This is a genomic window from Mycolicibacterium xanthum (assembly GCF_019710635.1).
Classification (GTDB): Bacteria; Actinomycetota; Actinomycetes; order Mycobacteriales; family Mycobacteriaceae; genus Mycobacterium; species Mycobacterium xanthum.
In genome coordinates, this window is sequence record NZ_JAIFZS010000047.1 from 57,931 (window position 1) to 73,862 (window position 15,932).

At 68.9% G+C, this 15,932-nt stretch carries 13 protein-coding genes; 3 read left to right on the plus strand and 10 right to left on the minus strand.

Annotation, left to right across the window (positions count from 1 at the left end; translation table 11 throughout):
- Positions 1 to 40: 40 nt before the first annotated feature.
- From JDV09_RS18360 to JDV09_RS18370, 3 genes are all read right to left on the minus strand, one after another.
- Positions 41 to 1,252: a hypothetical protein gene (locus tag JDV09_RS18360; RefSeq protein ID WP_221370577.1), complete on the minus strand. Its 1,212-nt coding sequence runs from the start codon at positions 1,250 to 1,252 to the stop codon at positions 41 to 43.
- A 390-nt stretch (positions 1,253 to 1,642) separates the two neighbouring features.
- A complete protein-coding gene (hisS, locus tag JDV09_RS18365; protein ID WP_221370578.1) occupies positions 1,643 to 2,899 on the minus strand; it encodes a histidine--tRNA ligase in 1,257 nt (418 codons plus the stop codon).
- The gene (locus JDV09_RS18370; RefSeq protein WP_221370579.1) at positions 2,896 to 3,570 is read right to left on the minus strand and encodes an MBL fold metallo-hydrolase; all 675 of its coding nucleotides are present in this window, start codon (positions 3,568 to 3,570) and stop codon (positions 2,896 to 2,898) included. Before JDV09_RS18370 ends, hisS begins: the two co-directional genes overlap by 4 nt.
- A 117-nt stretch (positions 3,571 to 3,687) precedes the next feature.
- On the opposite strand from JDV09_RS18370, the gene JDV09_RS18375 reads away from it, so the two are divergent.
- Both JDV09_RS18375 and JDV09_RS18380 read left to right on the plus strand, forming a co-directional pair.
- The gene (locus JDV09_RS18375) at positions 3,688 to 4,578 is read left to right on the plus strand and encodes a peptidylprolyl isomerase (protein WP_221370580.1); all 891 of its coding nucleotides are present in this window, start codon (positions 3,688 to 3,690) and stop codon (positions 4,576 to 4,578) included.
- Between the two features lie 11 nt (positions 4,579 to 4,589).
- Positions 4,590 to 5,561: a peptidylprolyl isomerase gene (locus JDV09_RS18380; protein WP_221370581.1), complete on the plus strand. Its 972-nt coding sequence runs from the start codon at positions 4,590 to 4,592 to the stop codon at positions 5,559 to 5,561.
- 1 nt (position 5,562) lies between these two features.
- Here the strand turns inward: JDV09_RS18380 and JDV09_RS18385 are convergent, their stop codons facing one another.
- The 7 genes from JDV09_RS18385 to yajC form a co-directional block, all read right to left on the minus strand.
- Positions 5,563 to 5,703 carry a hypothetical protein gene (locus JDV09_RS18385; protein ID WP_221370582.1) on the minus strand — a complete coding sequence of 47 codons (141 nt, stop codon included), beginning with the start codon at positions 5,701 to 5,703 and terminating at the stop codon, positions 5,563 to 5,565.
- A gap of 208 nt (positions 5,704 to 5,911) precedes the next feature.
- Positions 5,912 to 8,302 carry a RelA/SpoT family protein gene (locus JDV09_RS18390; protein WP_221370583.1) on the minus strand — a complete coding sequence of 797 codons (2,391 nt, stop codon included), beginning with the start codon at positions 8,300 to 8,302 and terminating at the stop codon, positions 5,912 to 5,914.
- Positions 8,303 to 8,338: 36 nt separating this feature from the next.
- On the minus strand, positions 8,339 to 8,854 hold the full coding sequence (locus JDV09_RS18395; RefSeq protein WP_221370621.1) for an adenine phosphoribosyltransferase: 516 nt from the start codon (positions 8,852 to 8,854) through the stop codon (positions 8,339 to 8,341).
- Positions 8,855 to 8,895: 41 nt separating this feature from the next.
- Complete coding sequence (locus JDV09_RS18400; RefSeq protein ID WP_221370584.1) at positions 8,896 to 10,530, minus strand: ABC transporter substrate-binding protein; 1,635 nt, start codon at positions 10,528 to 10,530, stop codon at positions 8,896 to 8,898.
- A 68-nt stretch (positions 10,531 to 10,598) separates the two neighbouring features.
- The gene (gene secF / locus JDV09_RS18405) at positions 10,599 to 11,876 is read right to left on the minus strand and encodes a protein translocase subunit SecF (RefSeq protein ID WP_221370585.1); all 1,278 of its coding nucleotides are present in this window, start codon (positions 11,874 to 11,876) and stop codon (positions 10,599 to 10,601) included.
- Positions 11,877 to 11,879: 3 nt separating this feature from the next.
- Positions 11,880 to 13,736 (minus strand): protein translocase subunit SecD, encoded by a 1,857-nt coding sequence (secD, locus tag JDV09_RS18410; protein ID WP_221370586.1) that lies wholly within the window; start codon positions 13,734 to 13,736, stop codon positions 11,880 to 11,882.
- A 71-nt stretch (positions 13,737 to 13,807) separates the two neighbouring features.
- Complete coding sequence (gene yajC, locus JDV09_RS18415; protein WP_221370587.1) at positions 13,808 to 14,167, minus strand: preprotein translocase subunit YajC; 360 nt, start codon at positions 14,165 to 14,167, stop codon at positions 13,808 to 13,810.
- Between the two features lie 361 nt (positions 14,168 to 14,528).
- Here yajC and gabT point away from each other — a divergent pair, with 361 nt between their 5' ends.
- A complete protein-coding gene (gene gabT, locus JDV09_RS18420; protein WP_221370588.1) occupies positions 14,529 to 15,869 on the plus strand; it encodes a 4-aminobutyrate--2-oxoglutarate transaminase in 1,341 nt (446 codons plus the stop codon).
- Positions 15,870 to 15,932 lie beyond the last annotated feature (63 nt).

Here is a 15,932-nt window from a genome sequence, read left to right on the forward strand (position 1 = left end):
CGCTCGTGCTACGGGCCGCGCCGGCGGCATGCCAATCCGACTAGGAGAGCCGCGGTGGAAGTTTCTTCGGGAACGGCGGGAATGGCGTCAGGTCCGGCTTGGGTAACCACATCGGCGACATCGACTGGGCCGGGCCCCGCAGCTCATAGATGTGTTCTTGCTGCTCCTCGAAGCTTGCCGTACGGGTGCAGATGATGTGCTGGGTGTCCGCGGTCTCTGAGACGTAACCGGCGCTCGGCCACATCCCGCTCGGCGCGCCGGTGGCCGTGGTGAGGTCGCGGTGCTGCCAGCGGGTGTTGTCCCGCCACAGCTGGTGGATGTGGTCGTCGTTGCCCGCTCCGCGATAAACGACGTACCGGATTCCGTGGGCGTTGGCCGCGTAGCCAACCGGGGTGCCGTTTGCGGCCGCATCGGGCGCATTGGCCAGGGCCGTCAGGTCGTCGTGTCGCCAGCCATTGGTGTCCCACCGCAGCTCGTGAAGCTGATGGCCGGCAACGAAGAGGACATGCTGGGTGGCTTTCGCGTCGAATGGATACGCCCGCACGAAGGGCCACGTCGAGACCGGCGCTCCGGTCGCAGCGGTGAGGTCGCTGTGCTGCCAGCCGCCGGCGTCCCACCACAATTCGTGGATGTGGTTGTCTGTGCTGCTCGAATAGAAGATGTGTTGGGTGTAGCTGCCCTCGAACGCATAGCCGACGGCGTTGCCGGTCGGGGCTCCGGTGGCGGCGGTCAGATCATTGTGATGCCAGCCGTTCGTATCCCACCACAGCTCGTGGATGTGGCGGGTCGGGGCGTCATCGATGTAGATGACATGCCCAGTGCGCTGGGCTTCGAACGCGTACCCCGTCATCGGTACGCCGACCGGGGCGCCGGTATCGACGGTCAGGTCACTGTGATACCAACCGCCGGGGTCGCCGCGCAGTTCGTGGATATGAGAGTTCATGTCGAAGCACACGAGGTGCCTGGTGCCATAGAAGTCGAACGCGTAGCCTGCCGCCGGAGTCACCAGCGGGAGTCCCAACGCCGCGGTCAGGTCGGTGTGATGCCAGCCGTGGCTACCCCGCCACAATTCGTGCACTGAAGCGTCGATATCGACCACGGCGCCTTGAACTTTGACCAACTGGCCGGCGAGGTAGTAGACGTGCTGGGAACCTTGGACGCCGAGCGAATATGCGACCGGAGGCCAGCCGACGCTCAGTAGACTCGGCGCGCCGGTGCCCGCGGTGATGTTGACGAATTGCCAGGGAATCATGGCCCGGCCTTTCTCGCGCTGCGACCCAATGCGTTTCGCCCCGCGATGAGACCTCCCGACCCGCGCGGCGTCACACCCGCGATCGGCCCCGGCTGGCGAGGATCACGATCGACCATACCGGACAGTACGGCAGCCGCGGATACATCGCCACGATCGACGACGACGCCATGACGGTTGGCGTCATGCCGGCCCGCAGTCCGCCGAAGGAGCAATCGGGAACCCACCATCCCGCCGGCGCCGACGGTGCCCATTCGTTACCGAATCGACGACGGACTTGCCGCCAGCCCGGCAAACCCTCAGCGCGGGACGCGCGCTTACTGGAGGCGAGCGCGCGCTGTTGCACGCGACACGCGGAGCGCGCGCGTGCAAACACGCGCGCCCGCGGAGCAGTCAGAGGCGGGAAAGCACTTCGGCGACAACGTCATCCACGGCCACATCGACCTGCTCACCGGTGGCCAGGCTCTTCATCCCGACCGTGCCGGCCTCCAGGTCGCGGTCCCCGGCCACCAGTGCGATGACCGCGCCGGACCGGTCGGCGGCCCGCATCGCACCCTTGAGCCCGCGATCGCCGTAGGCCATGTCCACCCGCACCCCGGCGGCGCGCAGCGCGGCGGCCAGCACCGCCAACCGCACCTTCGCGTCCGAGCCCAGCGGCACCGCGTAGACATCGACCCGTGCAGCCTCGCCGGCCGTCCTGCCCTCGGCGCGCAGCGCCAGCAGGGTGCGGTCCACCCCGAGGCCGAACCCGATTCCGGACAGGTCCCGCCCGCCGAGCTGGTGCATCAACCCGTCGTAGCGGCCACCGCCACCGATCCCGGACTGGGCGCCGAGGCCGTCGTGGACGAACTCGAACGTCGTCTTGGTGTAGTAGTCCAGCCCGCGCACCATCCGCGGGTTGAGGACGTACGGCACCGCCAGCGCGTCCAAGTGCGCCAGCACGGTGTCGAAGTGCTGCTTGGCCGCATCAGAGAGGTGGTCGAGCATCAACGGCGCCTGAGCGGTCATCTCCCGCACGTGCGGCCGCTTGTCGTCGAGCACCCGCAGCGGGTTCAGCTGCGCGCGTCGCCGCGTTTCGTCGTCGAGGTCGAGCTTGAACAGGAACTCCTGCAGCAGCTCCCGATACTGCGGGCGGCAGCTGTCGTCGCCCAGCGAGGTGATCTCCAGCCGGAAGCCGGTCAGGCCCAGTGCGCGGAAACCGGCGTCGGCCACCGCGATGACCTCGGCGTCCAACGCCGGGTCGTCGACCCCGATCGCTTCCACGCCCACCTGCTGCAGCTGGCGGTAGCGGCCGGCCTGCGGCCGCTCGTACCGGAAGAACGGGCCCGAGTAGCACAGTTTGACCGGCAGCTGCCCGCGGTCCAGGCCGTGCTCGATCACCGCCCGCATCACCCCGGCGGTGCCCTCCGGGCGCAGCGTGACCGATCGCTCACCCCGGTCGGCGAAGGTGTACATCTCCTTGGACACCACGTCGGTGGACTCCCCCACGCCGCGGGCGAACAGCGCGGTCTCCTCGAAGATGGGCAGCTCGATGTCGCCGTAGCCGGCGCGACGGGCGGCCTCGAGCAGCCCCGATCGCACCGCGACGAACTCTGCGGAGTCCGGCGGGAAATAGTCGGGAACGCCCTTGGGGGCGTGAAACTCAGTCACGGGGTCAGACCTTCGAGAAACGGGTTGGTGTGGCGTTCGAGACCAATGGTGGTGCGCTCGCCGTGCCCCGGTAGCACCAGGGTGTCGTCGTCGAGCACCAGCAGTTTAGTGACGATCGATTCCAGCAAGTCGCGGCCGCTGGCGCCGAGCAGATCGGTGCGGCCCACCGACTGGCGGAAAAGCGTGTCACCGGTGAACACCACCGAGTCGGGGTTGCCGCGATCGGCGTCGGCGCGGAACACCACCGAGCCGGGCGTGTGTCCCGGTGTGTGGTCCACCGCGACCGTGATGCCGCCGAGCTCAATCTTGTCGCCGTCGCGGTCGAGTTCGACGACCTGGCGGGGTTCGCGGAACATCGCACCGACCGCGACCTGCGCCAGTCTCGGCCCGAAGCCCTTGATCGGATCGGTGAGCATGGGCCGGTCCGCCGGGTGGATGTACACCGCGCAACCGTAGGTGTCGGCGACCTTCTGCGCCGACCACATGTGGTCGAGGTGGCCGTGGGTGAGCAGCACGGCCGCCGGGGTGAGCCGGTTCTCGTCCAGGATCCGCCGCAGCGGACCCATGGCCCGCTGCCCGGGGTCGACGACGATGGCGTCGGCCCCCTGCCGCGGGGCCAGTACGTAGCAGTTGCACGCCAACATGCCGGCCGGGAATCCGGTGATCAACACGCCTTCCAGCTTCCCATGCCCCGGCGGCGGCGCTGTTCACGAGGGTCGCGCCCGGTGCGCTCAGCAACAGCTGGCACACTCGTTGCCGACCTTATCGACTGCGAGGAGGGCCCGGCGGTGCCGACCAACGAACAACGGCGTGCGACAGCCAAGCGCAAGCTGGAGCGTCAGCTCGAGCGCCGCGCCGAGAAGGAGCGCAAGCGCCGCCTGTACACGATCATCGGGTCGGCGGTGGCCGCGATCGTCGTGATCGGGGCCGTGGTGGCGACGATCGTCATCACCAACCGCGGCTCGGACACCCCGACCGCCTCGTCGGAGACCACGTCGACGCCCGAGGACTCGCCGTCGGACGTCCCGGCTCCGACCGACGGGACGCCGCTGCCCGACTTCGCCGCCCCCGCCGGGCTCGGCGAGAACTGCCAGTACGACAAGACCGCCGAGGCCGCCAGCAAGGACAACACCCCGCCGCGCACCGGCAAGGTGCCGACCGACCCGGCCGAGGTCAGCGCCAGCATGGAGACCAACCAGGGCAACATCGGGCTGCAGCTGGACAACGGCAAGTCGCCGTGCACGGTCAACAGCTTCGCCAGCCTGGCCCAGCAGGGCTACTTCAACAACACCCCGTGCCACCGGCTGACCACCAGCGACTCGCTGTCCGTGCTGCAGTGCGGTGACCCGACCGGCGAGGGCACCGGCGGCCCGGGCTACCAGTTCGCCGACGAGTACCCGGCCGACCAGTACCAGCCCGACGATCCCGCGCTGATGCAGCCGGTCGTCTACCCGCGCGGCACGCTGGCCATGGCCAATGCCGGGCCGGGCACCAACGGCAGCCAGTTCTTCCTCGTCTACCGGGACTCGCAGCTGCCCCCGAACTACACGGTGTTCGGCACGATCGACGAGACCGGCCTGGCCACCCTCGACAAGATCGCCGAGGCCGGGACCGCCGACGGCGGTCCGGACGGGCCCCCCAAGCTCGACGTGACGGTGAAGTCGATCCTGCTCGACTAGATTCCGCGGCCATGACCTACCCGCCCCCGTACGGCCATCCCGGCTACCCGGCGGTCGGTCGGCGGCCCACCAACTCGCTGGCGATCGCGTCGCTGGTGTGCGCGTTCCTGTTCGCCCCGCTGGGTGTGGTGTTCGGGCACATGTCGCTGTCGCAGATCCGCAAGACCGGCGAGGAAGGCCGGGGGCTGGCGATCGCCGGGCTGGTGATCGGCTACGTGATCATGGTGGCGACGGTCGTCGTGGTGATCGTCAGCATCGTGGCCGTCGTGCTGCTGGCACGCAGCCTGGAGAGTTTCGACGCCGAGAACTTCGGTGGCGGCGGTGTGGACCGGATTCCGCACTCCGCCCCGCCGTTGCCGCCGTTCGATCCGCCGGCCACATTGGGCGCCAACTGCCAGTACCTGGCCACCACCGAGCCGCCGAGCAGGCCGGTCACGCCGCCCGAGGTGGGACGGGCATCGACCACCCCGGCAGCGATACCGGCCGTCCTGGTCACCGACGTCGGCGACATCGGACTGACGCTGGACAACGCCAAGGCCCCGTGCGCGGTGCGCAACTTCACCAGCCTGGCCGGCCAGCACTTCTTCGACGACACCCGCTGCCACCGGCTCAGCCTCGATGCCGACCTGCGGGCCCTGCAGTGCGGCGACCCGTCCGGCACCGGCACCGGCGGACCCGGCTACCGCTTCCCCGGCGAGTACCCGGGCAACCAGTTCCGGTTGTCCGACCCGGCGCTGAGGACACCCATGGTCTACCCGCGCGGCACGTTGGCGATGGCGAACATAGGACCCGGCACCAACGGCAGCCAGTTCTTCCTGATCTACGACGACTCGCTGCTACCGCCGACGTATCCGGTGTTCGGCAGGATCGACGCCGCGGGCCTGGCCGTGCTGGACACCATCGCCGCCGCCGGCGTTTCCGGCGGCGGTCAAAGCGGCCGGCCGGCGCATGGGGTGACGATCGAGTCGGTCCGGATCGGCTGACCTACCCCGTGACGAGCACCATCGGTTTCTCGCAGCAGATCTCCTTGTGCTCCATCTCGGGTGGGCACGGACATTCCTTCTCGTAGACCAGCCGGGCTCCGCACTGCTTGCATTCGTACCGATCGCCGGCGTTGCGTGCCATCGCTGTTCTCCTGTCGAGACTCGGGACGCCGGAATCGACCGGCGCCATTGCCGGTACCCAGCCTAGTGGCATCGGCAAAGGGCGCGGTACGGCCGAAAGTCCTCTCACGCAGCAGAAGTCGGATCGCGGCTCACGCAGCAGAAGTCGGATCGCGGCTCACGCAGCTTCCGCCTCATCGCGGCTCACGCCGCTTCCGCCTCATCGCGGCTCACGCCGCAGAGGTCACCCGGTAGACGTCGTACACGCCCTCCACGCTGCGCACCACGTTGAGAACGTGGCCGAGGTGCTTGGGGTCGCCCATCTCGAAGGTGAACCGGCTGATCGCCACCCGGTCGTTGGAGGTCGTCACCGACGCCGAGAGGATGTTGACCTTCTCGTCGGCCAGCACCCGCGTCACGTCCGAGAGCAACCGGTGCCGGTCCAGCGCCTCGACCTGGATGGCCACCAGGAACACCGACGACGGCGACGGGGCCCACTGCACGTCGATGATGCGTTCCGCCTGTTCCTGCAGTGACGCCGCGTTCGTGCAGTCCGTGCGGTGCACGCTGACCCCGCCGCCGCGGGTCACGAATCCCATGATGTTGTCGCCGGGCACCGGTGTGCAGCACTTGGCGAGCTTGGTCAGCACTCCCGGCGCGCCGGGCACCGCGACACCGACGTCGTCGCTGGTGCGCTGCCGCACCGGCATCTGCATCGTCGCCGGCGTGGAGCGTTCCGCGAGCTCGTCGGCGGCGTCGTCGTCGCCGCCGATCTGGGCCACCAGACGCTGCACGACATGCCGCGCGGACACATGGCCCTCACCGACGGCGGTGTAGAGCGCCGAAACGTCCTGATACCGCAGGTCGCGGGCCAGCGCCGCAATCGACTCGGCATTCATCAAGCGCTGCAACGGAAGTCCGCCGCGGCGCACCTCGCGCGCAATGGCGTCCTTGCCGGATTCCAGCGCCTCCTCGCGACGCTCCTTGGCGAACCACTGCCGGATCTTGGCCTTCGCCCGCGGCGACACCACGAACGACTGCCAGTCGCGCGACGGCCCGGCGTTCGGCGCCTTAGACGTGAAGACCTCGACCACTTCGCCGTTCTCCAGCTTGCGCTCGAGGGCGACCAGGCGCCCGTTGACCCGGGCGCCGATGCAGCGGTGGCCGACCTCGGTGTGCACGGCGTAGGCGAAGTCCACCGGTGTCGAACCGGTCGGCAGCGTGATCACGTCCCCCTTGGGGGTGAACACGAAGATCTCCTGAACGGCCAGGTCGTAACGCAACGACTCGAGGAACTCCCCGGGGTCGGCCGCCTCCCGCTGCCAGTCGAGCAGCTGACGCATCCACGCCATGTCGTCGATCTCGCCGGCGGCATGGCTGGGTGGGGCACCGTTACGACCCTTGGCCTCCTTGTAGCGCCAGTGTGCGGCGATGCCGTATTCGGCGGTCTTGTGCATGTCGAAGGTGCGGATCTGCACCTCCAACGGCTTGCCCTCCGGCCCCACGACCGTGGTGTGCAGGGATTGGTACACACCGAAGCGCGGCTGGGCGATGTAGTCCTTGAAGCGCCCGGCGATCGGCTGCCACAGCGAGTGCACCACACCCACCGCGGCGTAACAGTCACGCACCTCGTCGCAGAGGATCCGCACGCCGACCAGATCGTGGATGTCGTCGAAGTCGCGGCCCTTGACGATCATCTTCTGGTAGATCGACCAATAATGTTTGGGCCTGCCCTCGACGAGGGCGCTGATCTTCGACGACCCCAGTGTCGCGTTGATCTCGGCGCGAACCTTGGCCAGGTAGGTGTCCCTCGACGGCGCCCGGTCGGCGACCAACCGGACGATCTCCTCGTACTTCTTGGGATGCAGGATCGCGAACGACAAGTCCTCGAGTTCCCACTTCACGGTCGCCATTCCAAGCCGATGCGCAAGCGGCGCAATGACTTCCAGCGTCTCGCGAGCTTTGCGGGCCTGCTTCTCGGGCGGCAGGAAGCGCATGGTGCGCATGTTGTGCAGCCGGTCGGCGACCTTGATCACCAGGACCCGGGGATCGCGGGCCATCGCGATGATCATCTTGCGGATCGTCTCGCCCTCGGCCGCGGTGCCCAGCGCCACCTTGTCCAGCTTGGTCACCCCGTCGACCAGGTGTCCCACCTCTGGACCGAACTCGTCGGTCAGTTCCTCCAACGTGTAGCCGGTGTCCTCGACGGTGTCGTGCAGCAGCGCGGCGACCAGGGTGGTGGTGTCCATCCCCAACTCGGCGAGGATGTTGGCGACCGCCAGCGGGTGGGTGATGTACGGGTCGCCGGAGCGGCGCAGCTGGTCGGCATGGCGCTGTTCGGCGACGTCGTAGGCGCGCTGCAACAGCGCCAGGTCCGCCTTGGGATAGATCTCCCGGTGCACCGCGACCAGCGGCTCGAGCACCGGGTTGACGGCGCTGCGCTGCGCGGTCATCCGCCGGGCGAGCCGGGCCCGGACCCGCCGCGACGCGCTGGTCGGCACTTTCGGTGTATCGACCCGTGGAATCTCCATCGGCTGGGTCGGCGGACCGGGTGACACCGGCGGGGGCGGTGTGGGCACGGTTCGGCTCGCGCGGGGATCCGTGTTGACCTCGCCGGCCATGCCCACCTCCCGTGACTGTGCTCTAAGGATATCCGGTCATACGGTGTACAAACTGGTGACCTCGAGCGGAGCCAGCGCCGCACGCCCTCCGAGCGCGCCGAGCTCGAGCATCACCACCGCGCCGGTCACCGTCGCACCGGCCGCGGTCAACAACTGGTTCGTGGCGGCCAGCGTGCCCCCGGTGGCCAGCACGTCGTCGATCACCACGATCGAGCGGCCGGCCAGCTCGACGCCCTCGGCCGGCACCTCCAGCGTGGCGGTGCCGTACTCGAGACTGTAGGTCTCGCTGAGCACCGGGGGCGGAAGCTTTCCGCCCTTGCGGACCGCCAGCACGCCGACGCCGAGCATCGTGGCAACGGCTCCGCCGAGCAGAAAACCGCGGGCATCCACCCCGGCCACCAGATCGGCGCCCCGGGCCACCTCGGCGATGGCCGCGCTGACCACGGCCAGGCCGTGGGCATCGGCCAGCACCGGGGTCAGGTCCTTGAACTGGATGCCCGGCTCGGGAAAGTCGGGAACTTCCCGCAACAGCGAGGCGATGACGTCGGCCACCTGCGGTGTCGCCGACCCGTCGGCCCCGGTGCCCTGCCCGCTCACTCGCTCAGCTTCCAACGGTCCATGTTCCACCCCGCACCCCACCGCGTCGGATTGCCGCTCACCGCATACATCTTCGTCGACGCGAGCAGGGTGCGCTGTTGACGATACAGCGGCAGCGTCGGCATGTCGGCCCACAGGATCGGCCCCGCCTCGCCGAGCAAGCGTGCCAGCTCCTTGGGGTCGGCGGTCACCGCGATGGTCGAGATGATCCCGTCGATGCGCCCGTTGGAGTAGCGCGACAGATTGTTTCCGTTGCCGCTGTGCAGCGTGTAGGCGTCGACGGCCGAGGAGCCCGAGGACCCGGCGCCGGCCGCTCCCCCGGTGCTCGCGATCAGCACGTCGATCCGGTTGTCGCGCAACGCCTGCGGGCCGGTATCCGGGCCCGCCGCGTCCTGCACCGTGATGCCCGCGGGGGCGCACGACTTCGCCATCGCACCCACCGTCGCGGCCAGCCGGGCGTTGGGGCTCTGGTATCCGACCCGCACCGTCAGCGGCCGGTTGCCGAGGGCCGCACGGGCCGCGTCGGGGTTGGCGACGGCGAACTCACCGGCCTCCGGGGTCGCCTCGGCCGACCCGTAGGCGTCCTCGGTCGCGGTGTTGAGCCGCAGATCCACCACCGGCAGCTCGGCGTTGCGGGCGATCACGTCGCGCGGAGTGCACAGTGCCAGCGCCCGTCGGGCCGGCACCTCCGCCAGCAGCCCGGCCGGGGCGAAGATCAGCTGCTCGACGCCCGCGGAGGCGAAATCGGTGCGCACGTAGTCGTCGGGCAGGTTGAGGATGCCCGACGATCCGGCGGCGATGTCGACGACGTCGTAGGCGCCTTCGTTGACACGGTCCTGCAACTCCGCACTGCGGGGGTAGACGGTCACCCTGCCGGTGACCGGCGGAGTGCCCCACCACTTGTCGTTGGCCACCAGGACCACCGCGCCGTCGTCGGAGACCGAGTCCAGTTTGTAGGGCCCCGAGGACGGGAACCGCTTGAGGTCCAGATCCGGGGTCAGGTTCCAGGTGGTGTTCCACACCCGCGCGATGCCCTCGAGGGCCGGGCCGTCGTTGTCCAGCACCGCCCTGGTCACCCCGCCCTCGCCGAGGCCCAGTTCGTCGGCGATCACATGCGACGGCATCATCGAGGTCGCGTCGAACAGCTGCCCGTAGTCGATGAACGCCCGGTCCTGGGCGAAGGACACCCGGGCCCGCTTCTGCCCCGGCGTGCAGTCGACGGTGGCGATGTCGGTGTAGCCGGCGCGGCTGGCGGCGTCGAACAACGGGAATCGACCGGACTGCGCCGCCCACGTCAGCACCATGTCATCGCAGGTCACAGGTTTGCCGTCGGAGTACACCGCCTCGGGTTTGATCTCGTAGTCCACCACCAGCGGGGTGCGGCCCACCACCGAGACCATGCCGAAGTCATGGTCGCTGACCACCTGGCCGTCCGGGCCGTGGTAGTTGAAGCCGGTCAGGACGCGGGCGAACGCCTGCGGTCCGCCGGATGCGGCACCGACCACGGTGTTGGTGTTGTAGGTGACCAGCACGCCGTCGATGGCGAAGGCCACCGAATCGGCCGCCTCGTCCGCACACGACGTGAGACCAAGCGCCCCGATCAGGCCCAGCGTCGCCGCGACCGCGGTCATGCGTCGCGTGTTGCGGTGGGTGCGGGGCTTCGCAGAACCTCGCAGGGTCCGACGGTCAGCCATCGGACCTACCGCTTCCGGGGGCTTCGCTTACCCGACGGTCGCCCGGTCCTGCTGCTGGTCGGCCGCACCGGACGCGCACCGGGTGCCGGCTTGTCCGGCGGCAGGGCGGCGGTGCCGCTGGAGGACGCCGCGGGGGCCGAGACCGGTTCGGGCTCGATTTCGTCTTCGACGTCGTCCGAGACGGCGGTGCCGGCGGCCTTGGCCGCCGCGGTGGAGCGACGGTTGAGCACCCTGCGGGTGTGCTTGCTCACCAGTTCGGTGCGCTCCCGCATGCTGACGACCAGCGGCGTGGCGAAGAAGATCGACGAGTACGTCCCGACGATGACGCCGACGAGCTGCACGAGCGCCAGATCCATCAGGGTGCCGACGCCGAGCAGCCAGACCGCGATGACCATCAGCGAGAGGATGGGCAGCACGGAGATGAGGCTGGTGTTGATCGAACGCATGAAGGTCTGGTTCACCGCGAGGTTGGCCTGCTCGGCGAACGTGCGCCGGGTGGTGTGCTCGAAGCCTTCGGTGTTCTCCTCGACCTTGTCGAACACGATGACCGTGTCGTAGAGCGAGAAGCCCAGGATGGTGAGCAGGCCGATCACCGTGGCCGGGGTGACCTCGAAGCCGACCACCGCGTACACCCCCGCGGTGACCACCAGGTCGAACGCCAGCGCCGCCAGCGCGGCGATCGCCATGTAGCGCTCGTAGCGCACGGTGATGTAGATCGCGGCCAGCACCAGGAACACCACCAGCGCGATGAGCGCCTTCTTGGTGATCTGGCCGCCCCAGGTCTCCGACACCGCGGAGTCACTGATCGCCTGCTTGCTCGGCTCGCCGTCCGACCCCACCGGGTGGAACGCCTCGAACAGTGCCGTGCGCAGCTGCTCGGTCTGCTCGTTGGTCAGCGTCTCCGACCGGACCTGGAAGGTCGCCGAGTCGCCGCTGCCGACGATGACCACCGATTCCGGCGGCTTGCCGATCGTGTCCCCGAAGACCGTCTCGACCTGCTGGGTGGTGACCTCTCCGCCACCACGCGGGAACGACACCTTGGTGCCGCCCTCGAAGTCGATGCCGAAGGTGAAGCCGCGCAGCACGATCGCGCCCACCGCAATGGCGACGATGACGCCGCTGATCGTGTACCACAGCTTGCGCTTGCCGACGACCTCGAAGGCTCCGGTGCCGGTGTAGAGCCGGACGAAGAAGTTGTGCCGCGGCGTCTCGGCGGCGGATTCCAGGTCCGGCGCCTCCACGGCGGTCGATTCGGTGTCGTCCGTGCGGTTCCGTGCCGCCATGGTCTATCCCCGTCCCGCCGCGTGTGCGGCCGCTCGGCGTTCCCGTGCGATCTGCTGGACGGACCCCAGCCCGTTGAGCGACGGTTTGGCCATGGTCGGCGACTTCGACGCCAGGTACAGCAGCGGCCAGGTCACCAGGAACACCACGACGATGTCGAGGATCGTGGTCAGGCCCAGGGTGAAGGCGAATCCCTTGACCTGGCCGACGGCCAGGAAGTACAGCACGGCCGCGGCCAGGAACGTGACGGCGTTGCCGGACAGGATGGTCTTGCGGGCCCGGGACCAGCCTCGTGGCACCGCCGACCGGAACGACCGGCCCTCGCGTATCTCGTCCTTGATGCGTTCGAAGAACACCACGAAGGAGTCGGCCGTGGTGCCGATACCGATGATCAGACCCGCGATGCCCGCGAGGTCCAGCGTGTAGTTGATGTACCGGCCCAGCAGCACCAGGATGGCGAACACCATGGCACCGGAGGCGACCAGGGACAGCGCGACCAGCAGGCCCAGCACCCGGTAGTACAGCAACGAGTACAGCAGCACCGCCACCAGGCCGACCGCCCCCGCGATCAGGCCGGCGCGCAGCGACGACAGACCCAGCGTCGCGGAGACGGTCTCGGCCTCGGAGGACTCGAAGGACAGCGGCAGCGAGCCGTACTTGAGCACGTTGGCCAGTTCGCGCGCCGAGTCGGCGGTGAACTGTCCGGTGATCTGGGTGCGCCCGCCCGGGATGGCCTCCTGGATCTGCGGGGCGCTGACCACCTTGGAGTCCAGCACGAACGCGGTCTGGGTGCCGACGTTGGCGGCGGTGAACTCCGCCCAGGTCTTGGCGGCGTCGTCCTTGAACTCGACGTCGACGACGTACTCGCCGCGCTGCTGGTCCAGCCCGGAACTGGCGTTGGCGATCTGCTCACCGCTGATGATCGACTTGTCCAGCAGGTAGACCTCTTTGCCGTCCTGTGAGCACGTCACCAGCGGCAGGTTCGGGTCGTCGTTGCCGGCCAGCACGTCGTCCTGGTCACAGCGGGTGGCCTGGAACTGCAGCGCCAGGATCTGGATCGCCTGCTCGGTGCTCTGCCGCAGCTTCTTCTCGTCCTGAATACGGGTGGCCAGAGGCACATCCTGGTCACCCGGCTGGGGAGCCGCCGAGGTACTCGGTGCCGGCGGCGTGCCGGGCGTCGGGCTGGGGCTCGGCGACGGGCCGGGGCTCGGCGACGGGGTCGGCGCGGGCTGCTGCGGGAACGGGCGCGGCTGCGGGGCCGCCGGCTGCTCGCCCGGCGTCGTGGGCACAGCGCCCGGGGCGCCACCGGGGACGATTGCACCGGGCACCGCCCCAGGCGGCAAACCGGGCACCCCACCGGGCGGCAAACCGGGCACCCCACCGGGCGGCAAACCGGGCACCCCACCGGGCGGCAAACCGGGCACCCCACCGGGCGGCAGGCCGGCCGGCCCTTCCTCCGACCCCGGAGGTGCGGCCTCCTGGGCCGGGATCGCGTGGATCACCGGCCGGATGTACAGCCGGGCGGTCTGGCCGAGATTGCGCGCCTCGCTGCTGTCGTTACCGGGGACGGTGATGACGAGGTTGTTGCCGTCGATGATCACCTCGGAACCGGACACGCCCAGGCCGTTCACGCGGGCGCTGATGATCTGTTGCGCCTGATTCAGCGCATCCCGGGTCGGCGGTGAGCCGTCGGGGGTCCGCGCGGTCAGGGTGACGCGGGTGCCGCCCTGCAGGTCGATGCCGAGCTTGGGGTCGGCCTGTTTGTCTCCGGTGAGGAACACCAGCAGGTAGGCGCCGATGAGCAGCACCAGGAACAGCACCAGGTAGCGGGCAGGGTGCACCGGCGTCGAAGGCGATGCCACGTGTCAGGGTCTCCTCGAGATCAGTTCGTCAGCACGGCAAAGGGTACGTGCTTCTCCTGGGACCTCGGCTGTCAGTCTTTGGAGTTGGGTCGATCGGTGATCTCGGTGGCCGTCGACCGCGGCTCGAAGTCGTCTGTGGAGTCCTCGTGGTCATCGTCGAAATCGTCGTCGACGTCGTCGACGACGCGGTCCCGGATCGCGAGCTTCATCCACGTCGTGACCACCCCGGGTGCGATCTCCAGGTCGACGTTGTCGTCGGTGATGCCGGTGATCGTCGCCTGCAGCCCCGAGGTGGTGTGCACCCGGTCACCGATCTGCAACGAGTTGTGCAGGTCGATGGTGGCCTGCATCGCCTTCTTTTGGCGCCGGGACGCGAAGAACATGAACGCACCCATGATGAGCAGCAGGGGCAGGAAGACGACCAGATCCATGGCGGCAATTGTCTTTCGTATCGGTCTTGTGTCGGGACTCCCGGACCGTGCGGCCGGGGGCTCCTCGTAGAGGAATTCGTTGACCAGTGTGCCATTGACGGTGACCTCGGCCTTCCCCCCGGTCGGCTGTGGCGCGCCGCGCGCCGGCCGCGGGTGTCTCAACGCCCGGCGGCCACGCGGAATCGTCTCCCGCTCGCAACGAATTTCGTAGCTCGGCCACCGGAGCGCCACCGATACCGCCACAAGATGGTCCGGTCTGCGACGGATCAATGCATCGACCGATAGGCTCAGACGGTAACGCGGCAGTCGTCGAAATCTTCGTTCCCGCTCCGGACACGGGGTCATTCAAGGAGGTCATCAGTTGAGCACCGTCGCGCAGAGCCGCCACCTGGTCACCGAGATCCCCGGTCCCCGGTCCGTCGAGCTGATGGCACGCAAGTCCGCCGCGGTTTCGCGTGGTGTCGGCAACACCATGCCGGTCTACGCCGCACAGGCCTCCGGCGGGATCGTCGAGGATGTGGACGGCAACCGGTTGATCGACCTCGGTTCGGGCATCGCGGTCACCACGATCGGCAACTCGTCACCGCGGGTCGTCGACGCGGTGTGCGAGCAGGTCGCCAAGTTCACCCACACCTGCTTCATGGTCACCCCCTACGAGGGCTACGTCGCGGTCGCCGAGCAACTCAACCGGCTCACCCCGGGCACCGGCGACAAACGCTCGGCGCTGTTCAACTCCGGCTCCGAGGCCGTCGAGAACGCCATCAAGATCGCCAGGACCTACACCCACAAACACGCTGTGGTGGCCTTCGACCACGCCTACCACGGCCGGACGAACCTGACGATGGCCCTGACCGCGAAGTCGATGCCCTACAAGCACGGCTTCGGCCCGTTCGCCCCGGAGGTCTACCGCGCGCCGCTGTCCTACCCGTTCCGGGACGCCGAGTTCGGCAAGGAGATGGCCACCGACGGCGAGCTCGCCGCCCGCCGGGCGATCGCCGTGATCGACAAGCAGGTCGGAGCCGACAACCTGGCGGCGGTGATCATCGAGCCGATCCAGGGCGAGGGCGGATTCATCGTGCCCGCCGAAGGCTTCCTGCCGGCGCTGCTGGACTGGTGCCACGACAACAACGTCGTGTTCATCGCCGACGAAGTGCAGACCGGCTTCGCCCGCACCGGCGCGATGTTCGCCTGCGAGCACGAGGGGATCGTCCCGGACCTGATCGTCACCGCCAAGGGCATCGCCGACGGCATGCCGCTGTCGGCGGTCACCGGGCAGGCCGAGATCATGGACGCCCCGCACGTCAGCGGCCTCGGCGGCACCTACGGCGGCAACCCGGTGGCCTGTGCCGCGGCGCTGGCCACCATCGACACCATCGAGGCCGACAAGCTGGTGGCTCGCGCCGGGCACATCGAGGCACTGATGAAGGACAAGCTGGGCCGGATGCAGGCCGAGGACGACCGCATCGGCGACGTGCGCGGCCGCGGCGCGATGATCGCCGTGGAGCTCGTCAAGTCGGGCACGATCGAACCGGACCCCGACCTGACCAAGGCGCTGTGCTCGGCCGCCCACCAGGCCGGGGTCATCGTGCTGTCCTGCGGCACGTTCGGCAACGTGCTGCGGTTCCTGCCCCCGCTGACGATCAGTGACGAGTTGCTGCTCGAGGGACTCGACGTGCTCGATTTGCTCCTCGCCGACCTCTGACGAAGGATCTGCCGGAACCCGCATCAAGCAGGTGAAGGCCCACCCCTGCTAGGCGCGCCGGAA